At 69.6% G+C, this 18942-nt stretch carries 16 protein-coding genes; 11 read left to right on the top strand and 5 right to left on the bottom strand.

The features are described from left to right. Positions 1 to 128 precede the first annotated feature (128 nt). The 5 genes from ACFXKN_RS23535 to ACFXKN_RS23515 all read right to left on the bottom strand — a co-directional run bounded on the left by ACFXKN_RS23535 (position 129) and on the right by ACFXKN_RS23515 (position 5374). A complete protein-coding gene (locus tag ACFXKN_RS23535; RefSeq protein WP_378969802.1) occupies positions 129 to 1301 on the bottom strand; it encodes a glycosyltransferase family 2 protein in 1173 nt (390 codons plus the stop codon). Position 1302: 1 nt separating this feature from the next. Then, positions 1303 to 2058: an LppM family (lipo)protein gene (locus tag ACFXKN_RS23530; RefSeq protein ID WP_378970008.1), complete on the bottom strand. Its 756-nt coding sequence runs from the start codon at positions 2056 to 2058 to the stop codon at positions 1303 to 1305. 147 nt (positions 2059 to 2205) lie between these two features. Continuing rightward, a complete protein-coding gene (locus ACFXKN_RS23525) occupies positions 2206 to 3189 on the bottom strand; it encodes a carotenoid biosynthesis protein (protein WP_379433819.1) in 984 nt (327 codons plus the stop codon). Continuing rightward, positions 3186 to 4751 (bottom strand): phytoene desaturase family protein, encoded by a 1566-nt coding sequence (locus ACFXKN_RS23520; protein WP_378969786.1) that lies wholly within the window; start codon positions 4749 to 4751, stop codon positions 3186 to 3188. Before ACFXKN_RS23520 ends, ACFXKN_RS23525 begins: the two co-directional genes overlap by 4 nt. Next, the gene (locus ACFXKN_RS23515) at positions 4748 to 5374 is read right to left on the bottom strand and encodes a GNAT family N-acetyltransferase (RefSeq protein WP_378969779.1); all 627 of its coding nucleotides are present in this window, start codon (positions 5372 to 5374) and stop codon (positions 4748 to 4750) included. Before ACFXKN_RS23515 ends, ACFXKN_RS23520 begins: the two co-directional genes overlap by 4 nt. A gap of 118 nt (positions 5375 to 5492) precedes the next feature. Between ACFXKN_RS23515 and ACFXKN_RS23510 the strand changes: the two genes are divergently transcribed. The 11 genes from ACFXKN_RS23510 to ftsW all read left to right on the top strand — a co-directional run bounded on the left by ACFXKN_RS23510 (position 5493) and on the right by ftsW (position 18893). Next, positions 5493 to 5942, top strand: a complete 450-nt coding sequence (locus tag ACFXKN_RS23510; protein ID WP_378969774.1) for an SAV_6107 family HEPN domain-containing protein — start codon at positions 5493 to 5495, stop codon at positions 5940 to 5942. 125 nt (positions 5943 to 6067) lie between these two features. After that, on the top strand, positions 6068 to 6496 hold the full coding sequence (locus tag ACFXKN_RS23505) for a DUF3040 domain-containing protein (RefSeq protein WP_378969765.1): 429 nt from the start codon (positions 6068 to 6070) through the stop codon (positions 6494 to 6496). Positions 6497 to 6898: 402 nt separating this feature from the next. Continuing rightward, positions 6899 to 7330 (top strand): division/cell wall cluster transcriptional repressor MraZ, encoded by a 432-nt coding sequence (gene mraZ, locus ACFXKN_RS23500; RefSeq protein ID WP_378969997.1) that lies wholly within the window; start codon positions 6899 to 6901, stop codon positions 7328 to 7330. A 151-nt stretch (positions 7331 to 7481) separates the two neighbouring features. Beyond that, on the top strand, positions 7482 to 8525 hold the full coding sequence (rsmH, locus tag ACFXKN_RS23495) for a 16S rRNA (cytosine(1402)-N(4))-methyltransferase RsmH (RefSeq protein ID WP_378969759.1): 1044 nt from the start codon (positions 7482 to 7484) through the stop codon (positions 8523 to 8525). Continuing rightward, positions 8522 to 9568, top strand: a complete 1047-nt coding sequence (locus ACFXKN_RS23490) for a hypothetical protein (RefSeq protein WP_378969749.1) — start codon at positions 8522 to 8524, stop codon at positions 9566 to 9568. The genes rsmH and ACFXKN_RS23490 overlap by 4 nt, the downstream gene beginning before the upstream one ends. Then, positions 9565 to 11454, top strand: a complete 1890-nt coding sequence (locus ACFXKN_RS23485) for a peptidoglycan D,D-transpeptidase FtsI family protein (protein WP_379433818.1) — start codon at positions 9565 to 9567, stop codon at positions 11452 to 11454. The genes ACFXKN_RS23490 and ACFXKN_RS23485 overlap by 4 nt, the downstream gene beginning before the upstream one ends. 206 nt (positions 11455 to 11660) lie before the next feature. Next, positions 11661 to 13328: a UDP-N-acetylmuramoyl-L-alanyl-D-glutamate--2,6-diaminopimelate ligase gene (locus ACFXKN_RS23480; RefSeq protein WP_379433817.1), complete on the top strand. Its 1668-nt coding sequence runs from the start codon at positions 11661 to 11663 to the stop codon at positions 13326 to 13328. Beyond that, entirely contained in the window at positions 13325 to 14821 is a 1497-nt protein-coding gene (gene murF / locus ACFXKN_RS23475; protein WP_379433816.1) for a UDP-N-acetylmuramoyl-tripeptide--D-alanyl-D-alanine ligase, read from the top strand. The genes ACFXKN_RS23480 and murF overlap by 4 nt, the downstream gene beginning before the upstream one ends. Beyond that, a complete protein-coding gene (mraY, locus tag ACFXKN_RS23470) occupies positions 14818 to 15894 on the top strand; it encodes a phospho-N-acetylmuramoyl-pentapeptide-transferase (protein ID WP_379433815.1) in 1077 nt (358 codons plus the stop codon). The genes murF and mraY overlap by 4 nt, the downstream gene beginning before the upstream one ends. A 50-nt stretch (positions 15895 to 15944) precedes the next feature. After that, positions 15945 to 17381, top strand: coding sequence for a UDP-N-acetylmuramoyl-L-alanine--D-glutamate ligase (gene murD, locus ACFXKN_RS23465; RefSeq protein WP_378969986.1), 1437 nt, complete (start codon positions 15945 to 15947; stop codon positions 17379 to 17381). A gap of 66 nt (positions 17382 to 17447) precedes the next feature. Next, on the top strand, positions 17448 to 18893 hold the full coding sequence (ftsW, locus tag ACFXKN_RS23460) for a putative lipid II flippase FtsW (protein WP_378969977.1): 1446 nt from the start codon (positions 17448 to 17450) through the stop codon (positions 18891 to 18893). Positions 18894 to 18942 lie beyond the last annotated feature (49 nt).

Here is an 18942-nt window from a genome sequence, read left to right as displayed (position 1 = left end):
ACTGGGTGCGCCGCGAGCGAAATCGCCGTCACGGCGGACGGGATCCGGTGGTGAGGTGGCAGCGCAACCGGGACACGACTGCCACGGTCGACGGGGATCGCCGCGGCGTCGACGGGGAGTGCTGCTGGTCAGGCGCGGCGGGCGATGGTGTCGTCGGGTGTCACCAAAGGTCGCTGTTTCCAGCGCAATCGGCCGGTGCGGTGGCGGTGGTGGGAGCGGGTCCACAGGGTGAGGTAGTGGGCTATCCCTACCGGGTGGGCCAGGGCTGAGGCGAGGTCTGTGCCGGTAGGTGCCCGGCGGGTTTCGGTGGCGCGGGCAGTGAGTCGGCTCGTGACAGCCGCCAGGTAACCGAGAAGACCGGCGCGGCGGGTGCGACCCCGGCCGAACAGGGCGGCCAGCGGAGGGATCCAATAGGCAAGGGCGGCAAGGATTCCGATGGCGGCGCCGGTGTCGAGACGGCCGCCGTAGGCCGACCACAGCCACCGGGTGTAGCCGTCGGTGAGTTCGGCTGTGCCGGTATACATTCGGGTGTTCGCGGCCGGGCCCGCGGTCACCAGGGCGGTGCGGTGGCCCGCTCGGCGCACGGCGCGGGCGAGGTCGAGATCTTCGGTGGCGCTGGCTGCTACGGCCGCGTGACCCCCGCCCGCGCGGTAGGCCGCGGCGTCGACGGCGAGGAACTGGCCGCAGGCGACGGCGGTGGACGGGCGCAGGCTGTGGTTGGCGGGGCCGATGGGCAGGGTCGAGGCCCACGACCAGGCAAGCAGCGGCTGGACGAGGCGCTCGGTGGTCGAACCTGATTCTTGCGCCGGCCAGGCCGAGACCAAACCTGCTCCGCGCCTGCGCAATTCGGTGACGGCTGCGGCGACGGCGTCGGGGGCCAGGCGAACGTCGGCGTCGACGAAGACCAGGGCGGCCGCGTCGGTGCGGGCGGCCAGGCGCGCGCACGCGGCGGCTTTGCCGGTCCAGCCGGGGGCGGGGTGCGCGGCCGAGCGCAGCACGGTGAAGCGCTCGTCGCCGGCGATCGCGGCCAGTGCGGCTTCGTCGGTGCCGTCGGTGGAGGCGTCGTCGAGGATCAGCACGTTCATCCGGGGGACGCCGGTTTGGGCGCGCAGGTCGGCGATCAGCGCGGGCAGGCGCGCGGCTTCGTCGCGGGCGGGGACGCACACCGTGACCGGTTCGATCACGCCGGCGACCCCGCGCGGCAGGGTGCGCAAGGTGACCAGGTTGTAGGCGGCGGTGGTCGCGCCGAGCGCGGCCAGGCCCGTGCCCGCCCAGGTCAGGTAGCGGGCCGCCGCGCCCATGTCAGCGGCCCAGTCTGCGACTGGTGATCTCGCGCCACATCTCGGCGGGGGAGAAGCCGCTGCGCGGCGCGTTCGGCGGGCCGGGGTTGCGATCACGGAACGCCAGGCCCGCGATCAGCGCGGCCACCGCCAGGGTGATGCCGCCGACGATGCCGGCCCAGCCCGCGAACGAACGGGTGTTGGGATCGGCGTACTTCACCTCGGCGCGCAGGGTCGAGATCTCGCCCGCCGGCAGCTTCCACGACACGGTGTTCTCGCTGTCGGTGGTCTCACGGGTGCCGTTGGTCTTGGCGACGCGGGCCGGGAACGCGACGGAGAACTGCACGTCCGAACCCTGCGGCGGCAACGACTCCAGGTCGACCCGCCCGGTGAGACTCACCAGATCGCCATTGCGCTGGAAGTCGAGGGTGAACATGCCCTGCGTCTGATCCGACAGCCCACCGAGCTGGCCGACCTCGCCGAAGGACAGGTCGTCGAAGAACACCTGGGTGCCGATGTACCCATCCTGGTTGTAGTTCTCTACCCGCACCTTCGCCGCCAACTGCTCCGGCGCCTTCAGCTGCGGGCCCTTGTCCTCGGGCCCCGTCGGCACCACCGCGGCGACGATCCGCCCCGACACCCGGTCGTTCGACGACACCCCCATCGACACCTGCACCCGCAGGCACCCGGCCAGCGCGGGCACGAGCAGTGCCAGCAGGACGGCAACGGCCGCTACGCGCCGCGCGGGCACGAAACGACGCGGCGAAGGAGCGGGCATGTCGGCGACGGGACTCGGCTGCACGGTTGACATCGTGCCAGGCTCAGGCCCGAAGGCCCACACGACGGGCCCACCGCGCACCGCCCGCCCGCGCCGATCAGGCGTTTTCGCCATGAATCAGAGGTGTGTCGCGGCGCGGTCGGCCGCTCAGAACGCGTGTCGCCCGGCCCGCGCACGCAGAAAGAGGGGGATTCCGAGCAAGCCGAGGCCGGCGAAACCCCAGATCGCCGACGCCGGGAGGCCGAGGAAGACCGCATGCGCGAGAGTCGAGCCGAGCCAGGTCCACCCGAACACCGCGACCGGGACCGCCATCGAGGGGTCACGCGGTGGCGCGAGCAGTCGATCGAGCAGGGTGAGCAGCACCGCCATGAACACGGCGACAAGCGCCCAACCCACGTAGTTCGTGTACGGGATCTCGGGCAGGCCGGGTAGCCCGGCGTCGGTGACCGCCCAGGTCCACTGGCCGTCGGCGACCATCTGCGGATCGAGGAACAGATCCCAGCCGACCGCCCCGAGGACGAACAGTCCCACCCGCCGGACGTTCGACCCGCTGAGCAGTCCCGTCTGCCCGGCGATCGTCGCTGTGCGCGGCTTCGGGCTCTGCGCGTTCGGGACGTCCGACGGGCCGCCCTGGTGCCTGTCGGACACCAGCATGCCCGCGACGACCCAGATCGGGTACAACCCGCCGGTCCACGCCAACGGCACCGCCAGCGGAACGTCGGCCAACGCGGGCCCGAGTCGATCGACGGCATAGGCGTAACTGCCGAAGGGGAATCCGGTCGCGGTGCCGATGATCTCGGCGGCGAGCCCCAGACCGGACACGATGACGAAGAATCCGCCGGCCCAGCGCAATCCGCGAGTCGTCACCGCGTGCGCCATCGCGGTCGCGGCCGACAGCACCACCACGACAACGGTGATCCGATCACGCGTCCCACCCGCACTCAATGGGTAGGTGATCTGCACCAGCACCAGCGCCAGCGCGGCGACAGCGGGAATCGCACGGCGGGGATCGACACGAAACCAGCCGCGGATCGCGGCGATACCGCGACGTGCCGTACCCATGAGGTCGCGGCGTGTGCCGGTCACGAATACCGCTCGGCGGGTTCCGCGGTCCGACGGGTCGATCTTCATCGCTTGTGCGGCAGGGTGAAGCGGCGCTTACGGCGATCACCCAGGATCAATCGAGCCGCGCTGCGACCGCTGGCCCCGGACACTCCGCCGCCGGGGTGGGTGGACGCGCCGGTCAAGTACAGGCCGGGAGCGCCGGGGACGCGCTGGCCCGACAACTCGGGCAGCGGACGCCACAGCATCATCTGATCGAGAGACATCTCGACATGCATCACATTGCCGCCGCGCAGCCCCATCTCGCGCTCGAGATCGACCGGCGTCTGCACGAATCGCTGACGCACCGACGAGGTGAAACCCGGTGCGTACCTTTCGACCTCGGCGACGATCCGATCGGCCTCCGGCTCGGCGTGTGCCGCCCAGTCGCTGCCATCGGCGAGCTCATAGGGATGCCACTGCGCCCACAGCGACAGCTGATGTTCGCCGGCAGGTGCGATGGACGGGTCGAGCGCGCTGAAACTCATCGCCAGCACAACCGGGCGCGGCGGCAGCGAACCGGCCAGCGCGGCACCGTGTGCCAGTCGAAGCTGCCGGCGGTCCGAGACGAGAAACTGCAGACCATGGGCGGATTCGGCGGGGGAGACGCCGGGGTATTCGGGTAGCCGATCGGTCGCCAGTCGCACCACCATGCCGATGCCGGGGCCGACCCGGATGCGGCGCTGCCAGTCGTCGAGGACAGCGGGGTCGAAATCGCCCGCGCGCAACAGGTCGAGGGTCGACAGAATGTGGGAGCCCGCGATCACCGTGTCGGCGCGCAGAGTCCGGCCCGACTCGGTCGCCACCAGCCACCCGCTGCCGGATCGGCGCAGCGAGGTGACGGCGTCACCGGTGTGCAGCTCACCACCGTCGGCCCGCAGGCGCGCGATCAACGCCGCGCTGAGCGCCCCACTTCCGCCCACCGCGCGCCCGGGCGGCAACGTGTGCATGAGTGCGGCGAACCCGGCCATCGGCGCCGTCCCCGGTTCCGACATCGGCGGACCCGACTGCGCGCCGAACCACGCCAGCGAGGCCTTGAGGCGTTCGTCGTCGAACCAGAAGTCCAGCAGCGCGTCACCGGACTGCAAGAACTCCCGCGACAACGCCGACCCACCGGCCCGCGCGTCCAGCCCCCAGAACGAGCGAACGAGCCTGCCCGGCGTCGGCGGGCCGCCGAACGAACGCATCACCCGTGCGCTGCGCTCACCCCACACCCCGACGAAACGGCGATATGCGTCAGCGTCCTTGACGCCGCAGGCCACCGCGATCGACGCGCACGTCGCATCGAGATCACGGTGGAACACGATCGGCGGGCGCATACCGTCGGACGGCGTGAACCCCCATGGATCGCAGTCGAGATAGCGCAACCCGAACCGCTCGAGCTCGAGCTCCTCGATGATCCCGGTGTGCCGGATCATGATGTGCGCGGAAGATCCGCGATCAACGAGATGGCCCGGGAACCGCTCGACCGTCGACACCGCGCCACCGGGCACCTCGTCGCGCTCGAGCACCTGTACCCGCTGCCCGGCCCGCGCCAGATAACAGGCCGCGACCAGCGCGTTGTGGCCGGATCCGACCACTACCGTCGTCACGGGTGCGCGGGCGGCATCGGCAGCCTGCGCCCGAGGATGGCGAACGGCCGTGTATCGCCCGCGAACACGAAATTGCGGATCACATCGGTGAATCCGGCCCGCCGGTACAACTTCCAGGCCCGGTTCGCCTCTTCCGGTACCTCCGGTGTCGACAACAGCACGGCCGCCTCGACGCGGTCGGCCAGCAATCGCTCGAGCAGCCGTGCCCCGATCCCGCGCCCCTGCGCGGCCGGGTGAACGTGCAGCTCGGTGAGTTCGAAATAGTCGGCGAGCAGGTCGCGGGCGGCGGCATCGGGCCACCCGCAGCGGCGCATCCCGGTCTGCACCTGTTGATGCCACCACTGGCGCGGGGCGCCGCTGTAGCCGTAGGCGATGGCCAGGATCGGCGCGGTGCGCAGGTCGACGCCACCCGAATCGTCGGGCAGCACCGCGGCGACCGCCCGCCAGCCGGCCCTGGTGGTGTGTTCGGTCCACATCGGGGCGCGGTGATGTTCGGTGCCACGGGGGTAATCCATGGCGGCGACATAGACCGACAGGGCGTCGTGCAGGCGTGCGCGCAGGGCGGCGACGCTGAGGTCGACGATGACGGGTGCGGGGGTGTGATTCGGCTTGACGGCTGTCATGGCTCTCGTCGATGGCGCGCGGACGCGCCAAAGTTGTCGGTGGGTGTCCCTATATTCAATCTCAATTCAAACGTTCGAATGTTAGTTCGATCAGTGCGAGGGGCGAAAGGGGCAGCAGATGGCTGGTCACAACGATGGTCGAGCGCACGCGGGCCACGATGGGCGCGCCGGCGGACTACTACGCCAGGCCGACGCGCTGCTCACCGATTCCGCCTGGGAGCACGAACCGGGAGAGCGATTCCGCACCGCCTATCTGGCCGCCCTGCGTGGTGCGGGCTCGATGATCGCGCTCACCGGCGCCGACCGGGCGCCGCGAGCACGGTCGCGCAGCGCCTGGGTGTTACTGAGACGCGCCAGTCCGGAGTTCGTGATGTGGGCCGACTACTTCGAGGCGCACTCGCAATTACGGGCCGCGTTGGAGGCCGGATTGGACCGTGCGATCACCGACACACAAGCCGACGAGTTCTGCTCACGGGTGGGCGCATTCCTCTACGACGTCGACGATGCGCTGGTAGCCGCGGCTAAGAGCCGCCCGCAGCCGAGTCGTGGCCGCGACATGACCGCTTAGTTATGACCGAGTAGGTGGTACGCCACCGATCGAACTCGTATCATGGGGAGCAGATAGCCGCCAAGGTCGGCTACCCGTCGCCTACCCGGAGGCGACCAGCCACGCCTAGTGCCGGGGGAGGAAACGTGCCACTCTCCGAGCACGAGCAGCGCATGCTCGAACAGATCGAGAGCGCTCTCTACGCTGAGGACCCGAAGTTCGCCTCGTCCGTCCGCGGCGGACGACTTCGCTCCACGTCGAGTCGACGCAGACTCCAGGCTGCGGCGTTGTTCGCCGTCGGCCTTTTTCTGCTCGTCGCCGGCATCGCCGCCCCGTTCAAGCCGGGCGGTTTCCCGATCATCAGTCTCGTCGGATTCATCGCCATGTTCGGCGCTGGTGTCCTGCTGATGATCGGTAACTCGCGTCGCGCCGCCCGACCGGATGCGACCGAGCCGCCCGCGGCGGGCAGCGGCCCGACGCCGGGACCCACCGCCCGCGGTGGTCGCCAGCGCAAGTCCGGCGGCTTCTCCGAGCGCATGGAAGACCGATTCCGACGACGGTTCGAGCAGGAATAGCTCAGACCTAGCCGACTTACGAAGGCGGCGCCACACCCACCATGGGCGTGGCGCCGCCTTCGTGCGTCTGTGGGCCCGCTCCCGGCAGGGCGCGTGGCCAGGGCGGTTCCCCCACCGTCCCCACCGCGCCCCACACTTCCCCCACCTGGTCACTCGACCGACGGCGTACCTGCGATGTTTGCTGAACGTTGTCGGAACGGGAGGTTGCCGACCCGCGCGGGGCGCCCGAACACGGGATAACCGCGAATCTCAGTGATAGCTGGGATGACCTGCGGAATTGCGTTGGCGGGGAGCAGGATCACTCAGGGTTTCGATTGAAAGTGGGGGAAAGTGGGGTAATGTGGGTCGCGCACTACAGGAGAGGCCGTACGGCGAGGTGAATCCAGTAGGGAGGTGGCCGAGATGTTCCTCGGTACCTACACCCCCCGATTGGACGACAAAGGGCGGCTGACGTTGCCTGCGAAGTTTCGAGACGATCTGGCGGGAGGGTTGATGGTCACGAAAGGCCAAGACCACAGCCTGGCCGTGTATCCCAAAGACGAGTTCACCGCGCTCGCGCGGCGAGCCGCGTCGGCGTCCCGAAGCAACCCGCAGGCAAGGGCTTTCGTTCGAGCGCTGGCGGCAGGCACCGATGAGCAACGTCCGGACGCACAGGGCCGGATCACGCTGTCGCCGGACCATCGGCGCTATGCGAACCTCGCGCGGGATTGCGTGGTGATCGGTTCGGTGGACTTCCTCGAAATATGGGATAAGCAGGCGTGGGAGACCTACCTCGAAGAACACGAGGAGGACTACGCGCAAGCCGGAGACGAGTCGCTGGGCGGAATCTTCTGACCCGGAGCACGCGAGTGCTGCGAGGCCTCTGCCCGGGCGTGGACCCTGACGTACTTCCCCGACGCCAGGTGCCTTGCCCCGGTCAGAGACCTCGAAGCATTCGCATCATCAACTCGTTCGACAAGCACTCATTCGAAAAGCACTGTGTGGCATGGCGACCCGTCTGCGACGCGAGGCAGTATCCCGGGAGGTCGACGTGAACCATGACGCCGAGAACCCCCGTCATGTGCCGGTCCTGCTCGAACGCGCCGACGATCTGCTCGGCCCCGCGCTGAGTGAACCGGGCGCCGTCTACATCGACGCGACCCTCGGATTGGGCGGCCACGCCGAACATTTCCTGCGCACCTATCCTCGAGCGCGCCTGGTCGGTCTCGACCGCGACACCACCGCGTTGCGCATGGCGGGCGAGCGCCTGGCACCCTATGCCGACCGGATCACGCTGGTGCACACCCGCTACGACGGCATCCCGGCGGCGCTGGCCGAAGCGGGACTGGACGAAACCGGTTCCGTCTCAGCCATCCTCATGGATCTCGGGGTGTCGTCGATGCAGCTCGACGAGGCCGAGCGCGGCTTCGCCTACTCCGTCGACGCGCCGCTGGACATGCGGATGGACCCGACCACCGGCATCACCGCCGCCGACGTGCTCAACACCTACAGTCACGGCGATCTGGCCCGGGTGCTGAAAACCTATGGCGACGAACGGTTCGCGGGCAAGATCGCCTCGGAGGTGCTGCGCAGGCGGGCGGTCAAGCCGTTCACCACCAGCGCCGAACTCGTCGAGGTGCTCTACGCGACCATTCCGGCCGCGGCGCGCCGCACCGGCGGACATCCGGCCAAGCGCTCGTTCCAGGCGCTGCGGGTGGAGGTCAACGGTGAGCTCGACTCGCTGCGGGCGGCATTGCCCGCGGCACTGGATTCACTGCGTGTGGGCGGACGGATCTGCGTCATGTCGTACCAGTCGCTCGAAGACCGGCTGGTCAAACACGAACTCGCGCCACGGATCGTATCCCGGTCGCCGATGGACCTGCCGGTCGAACTGCCCGGCATGGGACCGGAATTCCGGATGCTGACCCGTGGAGCGGAAAAAGCGACCGAGTCCGAGATCGAGGTCAATCCGCGATCCGCGCCGGTGCGGATGCGCGCGGCCGAACGAATCGCGGAGAGGTCAGGGAGGACACAGGAGGGGACACGATGAGCGTGCGGACGAGCACAGTCGCGGTGCCGAGCAAGACTGCCCGGCGCGTGGACGCATCGACCACCGAGGCCGCAGTAGCAGCGGCCGAACGAGTGAAGTCCGGTGCGGCACAGCGGGCCTATGCCCGCAAGCGCACCAGGGAGCAGTTGCTCGACGGCATCGAACTGCCCGAACCGTCCTCGACGATGGCGGGACGGATCCCGTTCGTCACCGCGATCATCGGACTGCTCGGCTGCGGCCTTGCCCTGACCCTGTTGCTCACCACCCGCGCCGCCGAGGACAGCTACCAGCTCGGTGACGCCAGGACGGTCAACCGCAAGCTCGCCGACGAGCGGGCCGCGCTGCAGCGCGAGGTCGCCGCCGCCGACTCCGCTCCCGAATTGGCCGCACGCGCGGGCGAACTCGGCATGATCCCCGCGAAGGATCCGGCCCGGCTGGTGATCGGTGCCGACGGCGAGATCACCGTGATCGGTAACCCGACGCCCGCGCAGGGTGCGCCGGTGCCGCCGTTGAACGGTCCGCCGACCACCACGCCGAACGCTCCGGCACCGGGGCATGCCCAGGCGCAGGGCGAGCGTGTGGTGCCGGTCCAGCCGGGTGCGGCCGCGCCGAGCCCGGCCGTGCCCAACGGTGCGCCGGCGAACGTGCTCGCGGCACCGGCGGCGCCGACGGCCCCCGCCGCGAATTCGCCCCAGGCTCCGGCGGTTTCGCCGCAGCCGGCGGCGGCTCCGCTCGCTCCGGCCCCGGCCGAAGCGGCCGCACCCGCGCCGTCGAACGGCGAAGTCCCCGCCCCGGCGGACGGCGGCGCGCCGGCTCCGCTCGCACCGGTGACTGTGCCCGATCGGGTCGATGTCGCAGGTCAAGGCGAACCACTGGCCCCGGCCGACACGCCACCGCTCGCACCGGGTGTCGTCGCTGCCCCGGCGGATGCGCCGTTACCCGCACCGGGTGTCGCCGCCCCGACTCCCGGACTACGAGCTCCCGCGGCCGGATCGCCGAGCGAACAGCCGCAGATGGTCGAATCGCAAGACGGTCCTCGATGAAGCAGAGCGGGCCCGCGTCGCAGCAGCGACGCGGGCCGGTCTCGTCGAGGGCCCGCCGCTCCGGCTCGCTCTCGCCGGACCGGCCGATCCGCCTGCGCCTCGGCGTCGGCCGGGTCACCCTGCTGGCCACCCTGGCCGTTGTCGCGCTGCAGCTGCTCTACATCCAGAGCCTCGCGGCCCCGGCGTTGCAGGCACAGTCGGCGTCGCAGCGCACCAAAAAGGACACAGAGGCCGCGGTGCGTGGTCCGATCACCGACCGGCACGGCAATCGGCTCGCCTTCACGCTCACCGTGAAAGCCCTGACTTTCCAGCCGGTTACGGTGCGCAAGCAGCTGGCGGAAGCGAAGAAGCTCAAGGCGAGCGCGCCGGACCCGGAGCAGCGCCTGAAGGATATCGCGAAGTTCATCCACGAGAAGGTCGGTGCGGCCCCCGGACTGCCCACCGAGCAGGAACTGCTGGACAAGCTGCGCAGCGACAAACTGTTCCACTACTTGGTCAAGAATGTCGATCCGCGCGTGGCCGCCGAGATCACCACCAAATTCCCGGAGGTCGGCGCCGAACGACAGGACCTGCGCGAATATCCCGGTGGCTCACTGGCATCCAATGTGATCGGCGCGATCGGCGGCGACAAACACGGTCAGATGGGCCTGGAATCGGCACTGGACTCGGTGCTGTCGGGTACCGACGGTTCGCGTACCTACGACCAGGGTTCCGACGGCGCGGTGATCCCCGGCAGCTACCGCGACCTGCAGCCCGCGGTGAACGGCTATGCCGTCGAGCTGACCCTCGACGCGGACCTGCAGTACTACGTGCAGCAGCAGGTGCAACAGGCCAAACAGGTCTCCGGCGCGTCCTCGGCCTCGGCGGTGGTGCTCGACGCCAAGACCGGCCAGGTGCTCGCGATGGCCAACGACGGCACCTTCAATCCCGCACTCGGCCCGAATCATTGGGCCTCGGGCAAGATGGGCAACCCGTCGGTCACCGAACCTTTCGAACCCGGCTCGGTCAACAAGATCGTCACGGCGGCGGCCGCCATCGAATACGGCGTGACCACGCCCGACGAGGTGCTGCAGGTGCCCGGCTCGATCCGCATGTCGGGCGTCACCGTGAACGACGCGTGGCAACACGACGTCGCGCCCTATACGACGACCGGCATCTTCGGAAAGTCTTCCAACGTCGGCACTCTCATGCTCGCCCAGCGCGTGGGTGAGGACCGGTTCGCCGATATGATCAACCGGTTCGGGCTCGGCCAGCGCACCGGCGTCGGCCTGCCGGGCGAGAGCGCGGGCCAGGTACCCGCCCGCGACCAGTGGTCCGGTGGTTCCTTCGCGAATCTGCCCATCGGCCAGGGCCTTTCGATGACAACCCTGCAGATGACGGCGATGTATCAGGCCATCGCCAACGACGGCCTGCGGATCCCGCCGCGCATCGTCAAGGCCAAGGTGGCCCCGGACGGCACCCGCACCGAGGAACTGCAGCCCGACGGCGTGCGCGTGGTGAGCCCGCAGACCGCGCACACCCTGCGCGAGATGTTCCAGGCGACCGTGCAGAAAGACCCGATGGGTGTGCAGATGGGCACCGGCGCACCCGCCGCGATCGAGGGATATCAGGTGGCGGGCAAGACCGGCACCGCGCAGAAGGTCGACCCCACGTGCCGGTGCTATTCGACCTCGTCGTTCTACAGCACGTTCGCTGGGATGGCGCCCGCGGACAACCCCCGCTACGTGATCGGCATGATGCTCGACGCGCCGGTGCGCAGCTCCGACGGCACCGGCGGTGGGTCGGCCGCGCCGCTGTTCCACAGCATCGCCTCCTGGGCGTTGCAGCGCGACCGGGTGCCGCCCTCGCCGGAGCCCGAGCGCCTCGTGCTGGAGGCGGTGTCATAACGGCTGGTGCCGCAGTTCTCGGCCCCTGGTTGCCCGCCCTCTTCTCTCCCTCCGGGTACTCCTTCGTCGCACCCTCCACTCAGTCCAGAGGCGGGCGGGCCGAGAACAACAATTAACTCAACCCGCGTTGTCTGTCCGACACCGCGCGTCGGTAATCTGACTGCTCGTCTCGCCTACGCGCTCGATCACTCTCAGAGAGGAGCCTTGTGCCCGCGCAGTCCAGCCCGCACGCGCTCCGGCCAACCACTCCGCTGTCGACGTCGCTGCAGGCCGTGGCGGACCTCACCGGTGCCACGACGGTGGTCCCGGCATCCGCCGAGGTGACGATCACCGGCATCGAGCAACGATCCAACGCGGTGCGCGCCGGTGACCTGTTCGCCGCGCTACCCGGCGCGAACTCGCACGGCGCCCGATTCGCCGCCGACGCGATCGCGAACGGCGCGGTGGCCGTATTCACCGATGCCGCGGGCGCCGAGCTGATCGGTGATGTCGCGGTACCCGTGCTGGTGCGCGAGCAGCCCCGCGCGGTACTCGGCGAACTCTCCGCCGAGATCTACGGCCATCCCAGTGATCGGTTGCGCATCGTCGGCATCACCGGCACTTCGGGCAAGACCACCACCTCGTATCTGGTGGAGGCCGGTCTGGCCGCGGCCGGACTGTCCACCGGGCTGATCGGCACCATCGAGACGCGGATCGGCGGGCAGCGGGTGCCGAGCGCGCTCACCACACCAGAGGCACCGCAGCTGCACGCGATGTTCGCCGCGATGGTCGAGCAGGGTGTCGACGCGGTCGTGATGGAGGTGTCGAGCCACGCGCTCGCGCTGGGCCGGGTCGATGGTGTGCGGTTCGCGGTCGGCGCGTTCACCAACCTGTCGCAGGACCATCTCGACTTCCACAAAGACTTCGAGGACTACTTCGCCGCGAAACGTCGGCTGTTCGACGCGGATTCGCCGATCGCCGCGCGCACCGCGGTGATCTGCCTCGACGACGAATGGGGCACCCGCCTGGCCGGTGATCTGGTCGACCCCGTGACCGTGTCGACGACCGGCGCGGCTGTGTCCGATGGCGCCGCGCCCGAGGGCCCTGCGGGGTCACGCTCCGCTACCGCCTTCGGGCCCGCCGATCGCGGCGCGACCTGGCGGGTCAGCGGTGACATCAAGACCACCGGCGGCGAACAGGAATTCACCGCCGCCGGACCCGACGGCGAACTGACGGTGCGCCTGCGCCTGCCCGGCCGCTACAACGTCGCCAACGCGCTCCTGGCCGTCGCGACCTGCGCCGCGGCCGGCGTCGATCCCGCCGTCGCGGCCCCGGCGCTCGCCGTCGTCGACGTGCCGGGCCGGATGCAGCGCGTCGAGCGCGGCCAGGATTTCCTCGCCGTCGTCGACTACGCGCACAAGCCCGCCGCCATCGAATCGGTCGTGACGACCCTGCGCGGCCACCTCGCCGAAGCCGGAGCAGGCAGGCTGGCCGTCGTGCTCGGTGCCGGTGGCGACCGCGATGTAGCCAAACGCCCGCTCATGGGCGCCGCGGCGGCACGCGCCGACCTGCTGATCGTCACCGACGACAACCCGCGCACCGAGGATCCCGCGGCCATCAGGTCCGCCGTGGTGGCCGGTGCGCACGAACTCCCGGCCACCGACCGCGGCGAGATCCGCGAGATCGGTGACCGCGCGGCGGCCATCGCCGCCGCACTCGACTGGGCGCGTTCCGGCGACGTAGTGCTCGTCGCGGGTAAGGGCCACGAGGCGGGGCAGGAGATCAAGGGCGTCAAGCATCCCTTCGACGACCGCGAGGTGGTCGCGGTGGCGCTGGATGCCCTGCGGATACGACACAGTCCGCTCACGGACTCGGAGGACTTGACGGTTTCATGATCGAGATGACACTGCGGGAGATCGCGGACGTTGTCGGCGGCGAGCTGCACGACGTACCCGACCCCCAGGCACTGGTGACCGGTTCGGTCGAATTCGATTCGCGCCGAATCGGTTCCGGCGATCTGTTCCTCGCCCTGCCCGGCGCCAACTCCGACGGACACGACTACGCCGCGAAGGCGGTCGCCGCCGGAGCGGTCGCGGTACTCGCTGCCCGCCCGGTCGGCGTGCCCGCCATTGTCGTGGCACCCAGCCTCGGCGCAGTTCCGGGGACGTCGGTGGCGCTCAGCCACGATGACAGCCTCGGCTCCGGCGCGGCCGTGCTGGCCGCGCTGGCCGAGCTGGCGCGGGTCAGCACCGAGCGGCTGGCCGAGCGCACCGGTCTCACCGTCGTCGGCGTCACCGGGTCCTCCGGCAAGACCTCGACCAAGGATCTGCTGGCCGCCGTGCTGGCGCCGCTGGGTCCGGTCATCGCGCCGCCCGGCTCGTTCAACAGCGAACTCGGCCACCCGTGGACTGCCCTGCGCGCCGGTCTGGACACCAAGTTTCTCGCGCTCGAACTGTCGGCTCGCGGTGTCGGCCACATCGCCGCCGCGGCCCGCATCGCTCCGCCGCGGATCGGCGTCGTCCTCAATGTCGGCACCGCCCACCTCGGCGAATTCGGTAGCCGCGAGGCGATCGCGCAAGCCAAGGGCGAACTCGTCGAAGCACTGCCCGCCGAAGGGCTGGCCGTGCTCAACGCCGACGACCCGAACGTCTCGGCCATGGCATCGCGCACCAAGGCGCGCGTGGTGAAGGTCGGCCTGTCCGGCGACGCCGACATCCGCGCCACCGACGTGATCACCGACGACCAGGCCCGCGCCCACTTCACCCTGCACGTCGCAGGCGAATCGATCCCGATCCAGCTCGCGGTGCACGGCGAGCACCAGGTCGGCAACGCCCTGGCCGCCGCGGCCGTAGCCCTCGAATGCGGTGCCGATCTGGAGACTGTCGCCCAGGCGCTGTCCGGGGCCACCGCGGCCTCGGTCCGCCGGATGGATGTGACGACCACTCCCGCGGGCGTCACCGTCATCAACGACTCCTACAACGCGAACCCCGACTCGGTGCGCGCGGCGCTCAAGGCGCTGGTCACCCTCGCGAAGTCGAGCTCCGAACCCCGGCGCAGCTGGGCGGTGCTCGGCGAAATGGGCGAACTCGGTGACACCTCGGTGATCGAACACGACGCGATCGGACGCCTGGCCGTACGCCTGGATGTCGACCGGTTGATCGTGGTCGGCACCGGACGACCCTCCCACGGCATGCACCAGGGAGCGGTAATGGAAGGCTCATGGGGCGAGGAATCGATCCTCGTTCCCGATATCGACGCGGCGATCGCGCTGCTCGACGACGAGATCGCCGCAGGCGATGTGGTACTGGTCAAGGCGTCGAAGGCGGTGGGCCTGTGGGCCGTCGCCGAGCACCTGACCGGGGCAGCGGAAGGTAAGACAGCTCGATGAGGCAAATTCTGTTCGCGGCGGGGATCGCGCTTGCGGTGTCGATCCTGTTGACGCCCTTGCTGGTTCGGGTGTTCGCCAGACAGGGCTTCGGCCAGGAGATCCGGGTCGACGGCCCGGCCAGTCACCAGGCCAAGCGCGGTACCCCCACCATGGGTGGTGTCGCGATCCTGATCGGCATGTGGGCGGGCTACCTCGGCTCGCACCTGATCGGTATCGGCTACGACGCGGAAGGCCCGACGGCGTCGGGTCTGCTCGTACTCGGGCTCACCACCGCCCTCGGCATCGTCGGGTTCCTCGACGACTTCATCAAGCTGCGCAAGCAGCGCAACCTCGGACTCTCGGCCGCGGGCAAGTACATCGGGCAGACCGCCGCGGCAGTCATCTTCGCGGTTCTCGCCCTACAATTCCGCAGTCTCGACGGGCTCACCCCCGCCAGCAAGCACCTGTCGTATGTGCGCGACTGGAACACGGTGTCGATGGGCGCGCTCATCTTCGTCGTCTGGGTGCTGTTCCTGGTCGTGGCCTGGTCCAACGCGGTCAACCTGACCGACGGCCTCGACGGTCTCGCGGCCGGTTCGATGAGCCTGCTGCTCGGCGCGTACGTGATCATCACCTTCTGGCAGTACCGCAATTCCTGCTCGACCAGTCCCGGCCCCGGCTGCTACGACGTGCGCGATCCCCTCGACCTCGCCCTGGTCTGCGCCGCCGCGGCCGCCGCGTGCATCGGCTTCCTCTGGTGGAACGCCGCGCCCGCGCGGATCTTCATGGGCGACACCGGTTCGCTGGCGCTGGGCGGCCTGATCGCCGGGCTGTCCATCACCACCCGCACCGAGCTGCTGATGGCCGTGATCGGCGCGCTGTTCGTCGCCGAGGCGGCATCGGTGATGCTGCAGGTGGCGGTGTATCGCACCACGCGCAATCGGTTGTTCAAGATGGCGCCGTTCCACCATCACTTCGAGTTGAGTAAGTGGGCCGAAACCACGGTGATCATCCGGTTCTGGATCTTGGCGGGCATCTCCGCCGCAGTGGGCCTCGGCCTGTTCTATAGCGAATATCTGTCACAGGTCGGGTGAGTAGAGACATGGTCGAACACGCGCCCCGCGCCCTGCGTTCCCCGGGCCCGATGCTCGAATTCCTGCGTGGCCGTGACGTTCTCGTCGCCGGTTGGGGCGTCTCCGGACGCTCGCTGATCGAACCGCTGCGCGATATCGGCGCCCACCCCGTTGTCACCGACAGCGGCGCCAAGGCGCTCGCCGAGGCCGCCGAACTCGGCCTCGAGATCGCCCCGAGCGTCGAACTCGAAAGCGCCGACCTGAGCCGGTTCGCGCTGGTGATCACCAGCCCTGGCTGGCGACCGGATTCGCCGGTGCTGGTCTCCGCGGTCACCGAGGGCGTGCCCGTCTGGGGTGACGTCGAATTCGCCTGGTGGGTCGATCAGGCCCGCATCTACGGTCCGGTCCGCAAGTGGCTGGTGATCACCGGCACCAACGGCAAGACCACCACCACCCAGATGACGCACTCGATCCTGCGCGCCGCCGGCATCTCCAGCGTGGCCTGCGGCAATATCGGCCTGCCGATCCTGGACGCACTGCGCCGCAACCCCGGTCCGCAGGTCCTCGCCGTCGAGCTGTCCTCGTTCCAGCTGCACTGGGCGCCGTCGGTGCGACCGGAGGCCGGTGTCGTGCTCAATGTCGCCGAGGACCACCTGGATTGGCACGGCGGCCTCGATGCCTACGCCGCCGCGAAGGCGCGCGCGCTGACCGGCCGCGTCGGCGTCGTCGGCCTCGACGACCCGGTCGCGGGCGCACTCGCCCGCAAAGCGAAGGCACGCCGCACAGTTGGCTTCCGCATCGGTGTCCCCGCCGACGGTGAGCTGGGTGTGGTCGACGGCAAGCTCCTCGACCGCGCCTTCACCAAGGCCGCGATCCTGGCCGAGACCAGCGACATCAGCCCGCCGGGACCCGCGGGCATCGCCGACGCGCTGGCCGCGTCCGCGCTGACCAGGGCCATCGATGTGGCACCGCAGTTCGTCAAGGAAGGCCTCGCCGAGCACAAGGTGGGCCCGCACCGCACCGCGTTCGTCCGCGAACTGGGCGGTGTCGAGTTCATCGACGACTCCAAGGCCACCAACCCGCACGCCGCGCGCGCCGCGATCATGGCGCACCCGCACGTGGTGTGGGTGGCGGGCGGTCTGCTCAAGGGCGCCGGTGTCGACGATCTGATCGAAGAGATCGGTGACCGACTGGTCGGCGCGGTGCTGTTCGGGGCCGACGCGCCGGTGATCGCCGCCGCGATGACGCGACACGCACCCGAAGTCCCGGTCATCGAGCTGGATGCGGGAGACGATGCAGACATGGAGTCGTCGAGATCCCAGCGAGCCGAGGCGGTCATGGGCCGTGCGGTGCGCGCCGCGGCGGGTCTGGCTCGCGCCGGAGACACCGTCCTGCTCGCGCCGGCGGCCGCTTCCCTGGATATGTACGACGACTACACCCATCGCGGACGCTGTTTCGTGGATGCGGTGACGGCACTGGAAGACGGTGACATCGGGCGGGCGCTATGACGAAGGCGCGCCCGGCCGACCCGTCACCGCCCAAAAGGGGGCAACGTGGGTAAGAGCCGGGGCAGCGTGGACAGCGCGAGTACTACCCGCCGCGGTTCGGGGCAGCCGAACTGGGCGGGGGAGCGCTTCGGTGCGTGGTTGGCTCGGCCGCTCGCGTCGTTCCATCTGATCGTCACCATCGCGACCCTGCTCACCGTGCTCGGTCTGGTGATGGTGCTGTCGGCGTCGAGCGTCGAGTCCTATGCCGGTGGTGGTTCGGCCTACGCGCTGTTCATCCAGCAGGCGATGTTCGCCGCGCTCGGCGCTGTCGCGTTCTATGTGGCGCTGCGGCTGCCGCTGCGGTTCTTGCGCCAATGGTCGTTCCCGATCTTCAGCATCTCGGTGCTCGCGCTGGTATTGGTGCTCATTCCCGGCATCGGCTCGATTCACGGTGGCGCGCGTCGCTGGTTCGACATCGGCCCGCTGTCGATCCAGCCCTCCGAAGTCGTCAAGGTGACGCTGATCGTGTGGGGTGCGCACCTGCTCGCGTCGCGTCGGGGCGCCCAGCTCAAAGACATCCTGGTGCCGCTGGTTCCCGCCGGCCTGCTGGTGTGCCTGCTGGTGGTGCTCGAGCCGAACCTGTCGACCACCATCGCCCTCGGCATCGTGTTGATGGCGTTGCTGTGGTTCGGTGGGCTGCCGGTGCGATTGTTCGTCGGGATCATGGTGACCGGGCTGGTCGCCGCGTCGGTGCTGGCGTTGTCGGCCGGCTACCGCTCCGACCGGGTGCGTGCGTTCTTCAATCCTGGCGACGACCCGCAGGGGGTCAATTACCAAGCGCGCCAAGCCAAGTACTCCCTCGCCGACGGCGGCATCTGGGGCCGCGGCCTCGGGCAGAGCCGCGCGAAGTGGAGCTACCTGCCCAACTCGCACAACGACTTCATCTTCGCCATCATCGGCGAGGAACTCGGCTTCCTCGGCTGCATGCTGGTGCTGGCGCTGCTGGCCCTGTTCGTCTACGCGGGCATCCGCATCGCGCTGCGCTCGGTCGACCCGTTCCTGCGCCTGCTCACCGCCACCGCCACCACCTGGATCACCGCGCAGGCGCTGATCAACATCGGCTATGTCGTCGGGCTGCTGCCGGTGACCGGTCTGCAGTTGCCGTTGGTCTCGGCCGGTGGTTCGTCGCTGGCGATCACGCTGTTCATGTTCGGCATCATCGCCAGCGCCGCCCGGCACGAACCGGAGGCGGTCTCGGCGCTGAAGGCAGGCCAGGACGGCAGGCTCAGCAGACTGCTGCGGCTGCCGGTGCCCGAGGTGTACACCCCGCCCGCGCCACGCAAAGTCGCGCCGCGTGCCCGAACCGAACGCCCACGTCAGCCCCAGCGGCGCCAGCCGCCCGCCGACCGCAGGCGACGTGCGCCGGAGAGCCGCGGCACGAGTTCGCTACGGTCGACACGAGCATGGGAACCGACCTACCCGATGCCACACCGCCCGGTGAAACGGCGGACCGGCGGAGGCGGCGGCGCATGACCACGCACGCTTTCGCGAGATCGATTCGATATAGAGAGAACGAGGTAGA

Source organism: Nocardia sp. NPDC059195 (genome assembly GCF_042754695.1).
GTDB lineage: Bacteria > Actinomycetota > Actinomycetes > Mycobacteriales > Mycobacteriaceae > Nocardia.
This window is presented reverse-complemented; position numbering and strand designations above follow the sequence as displayed.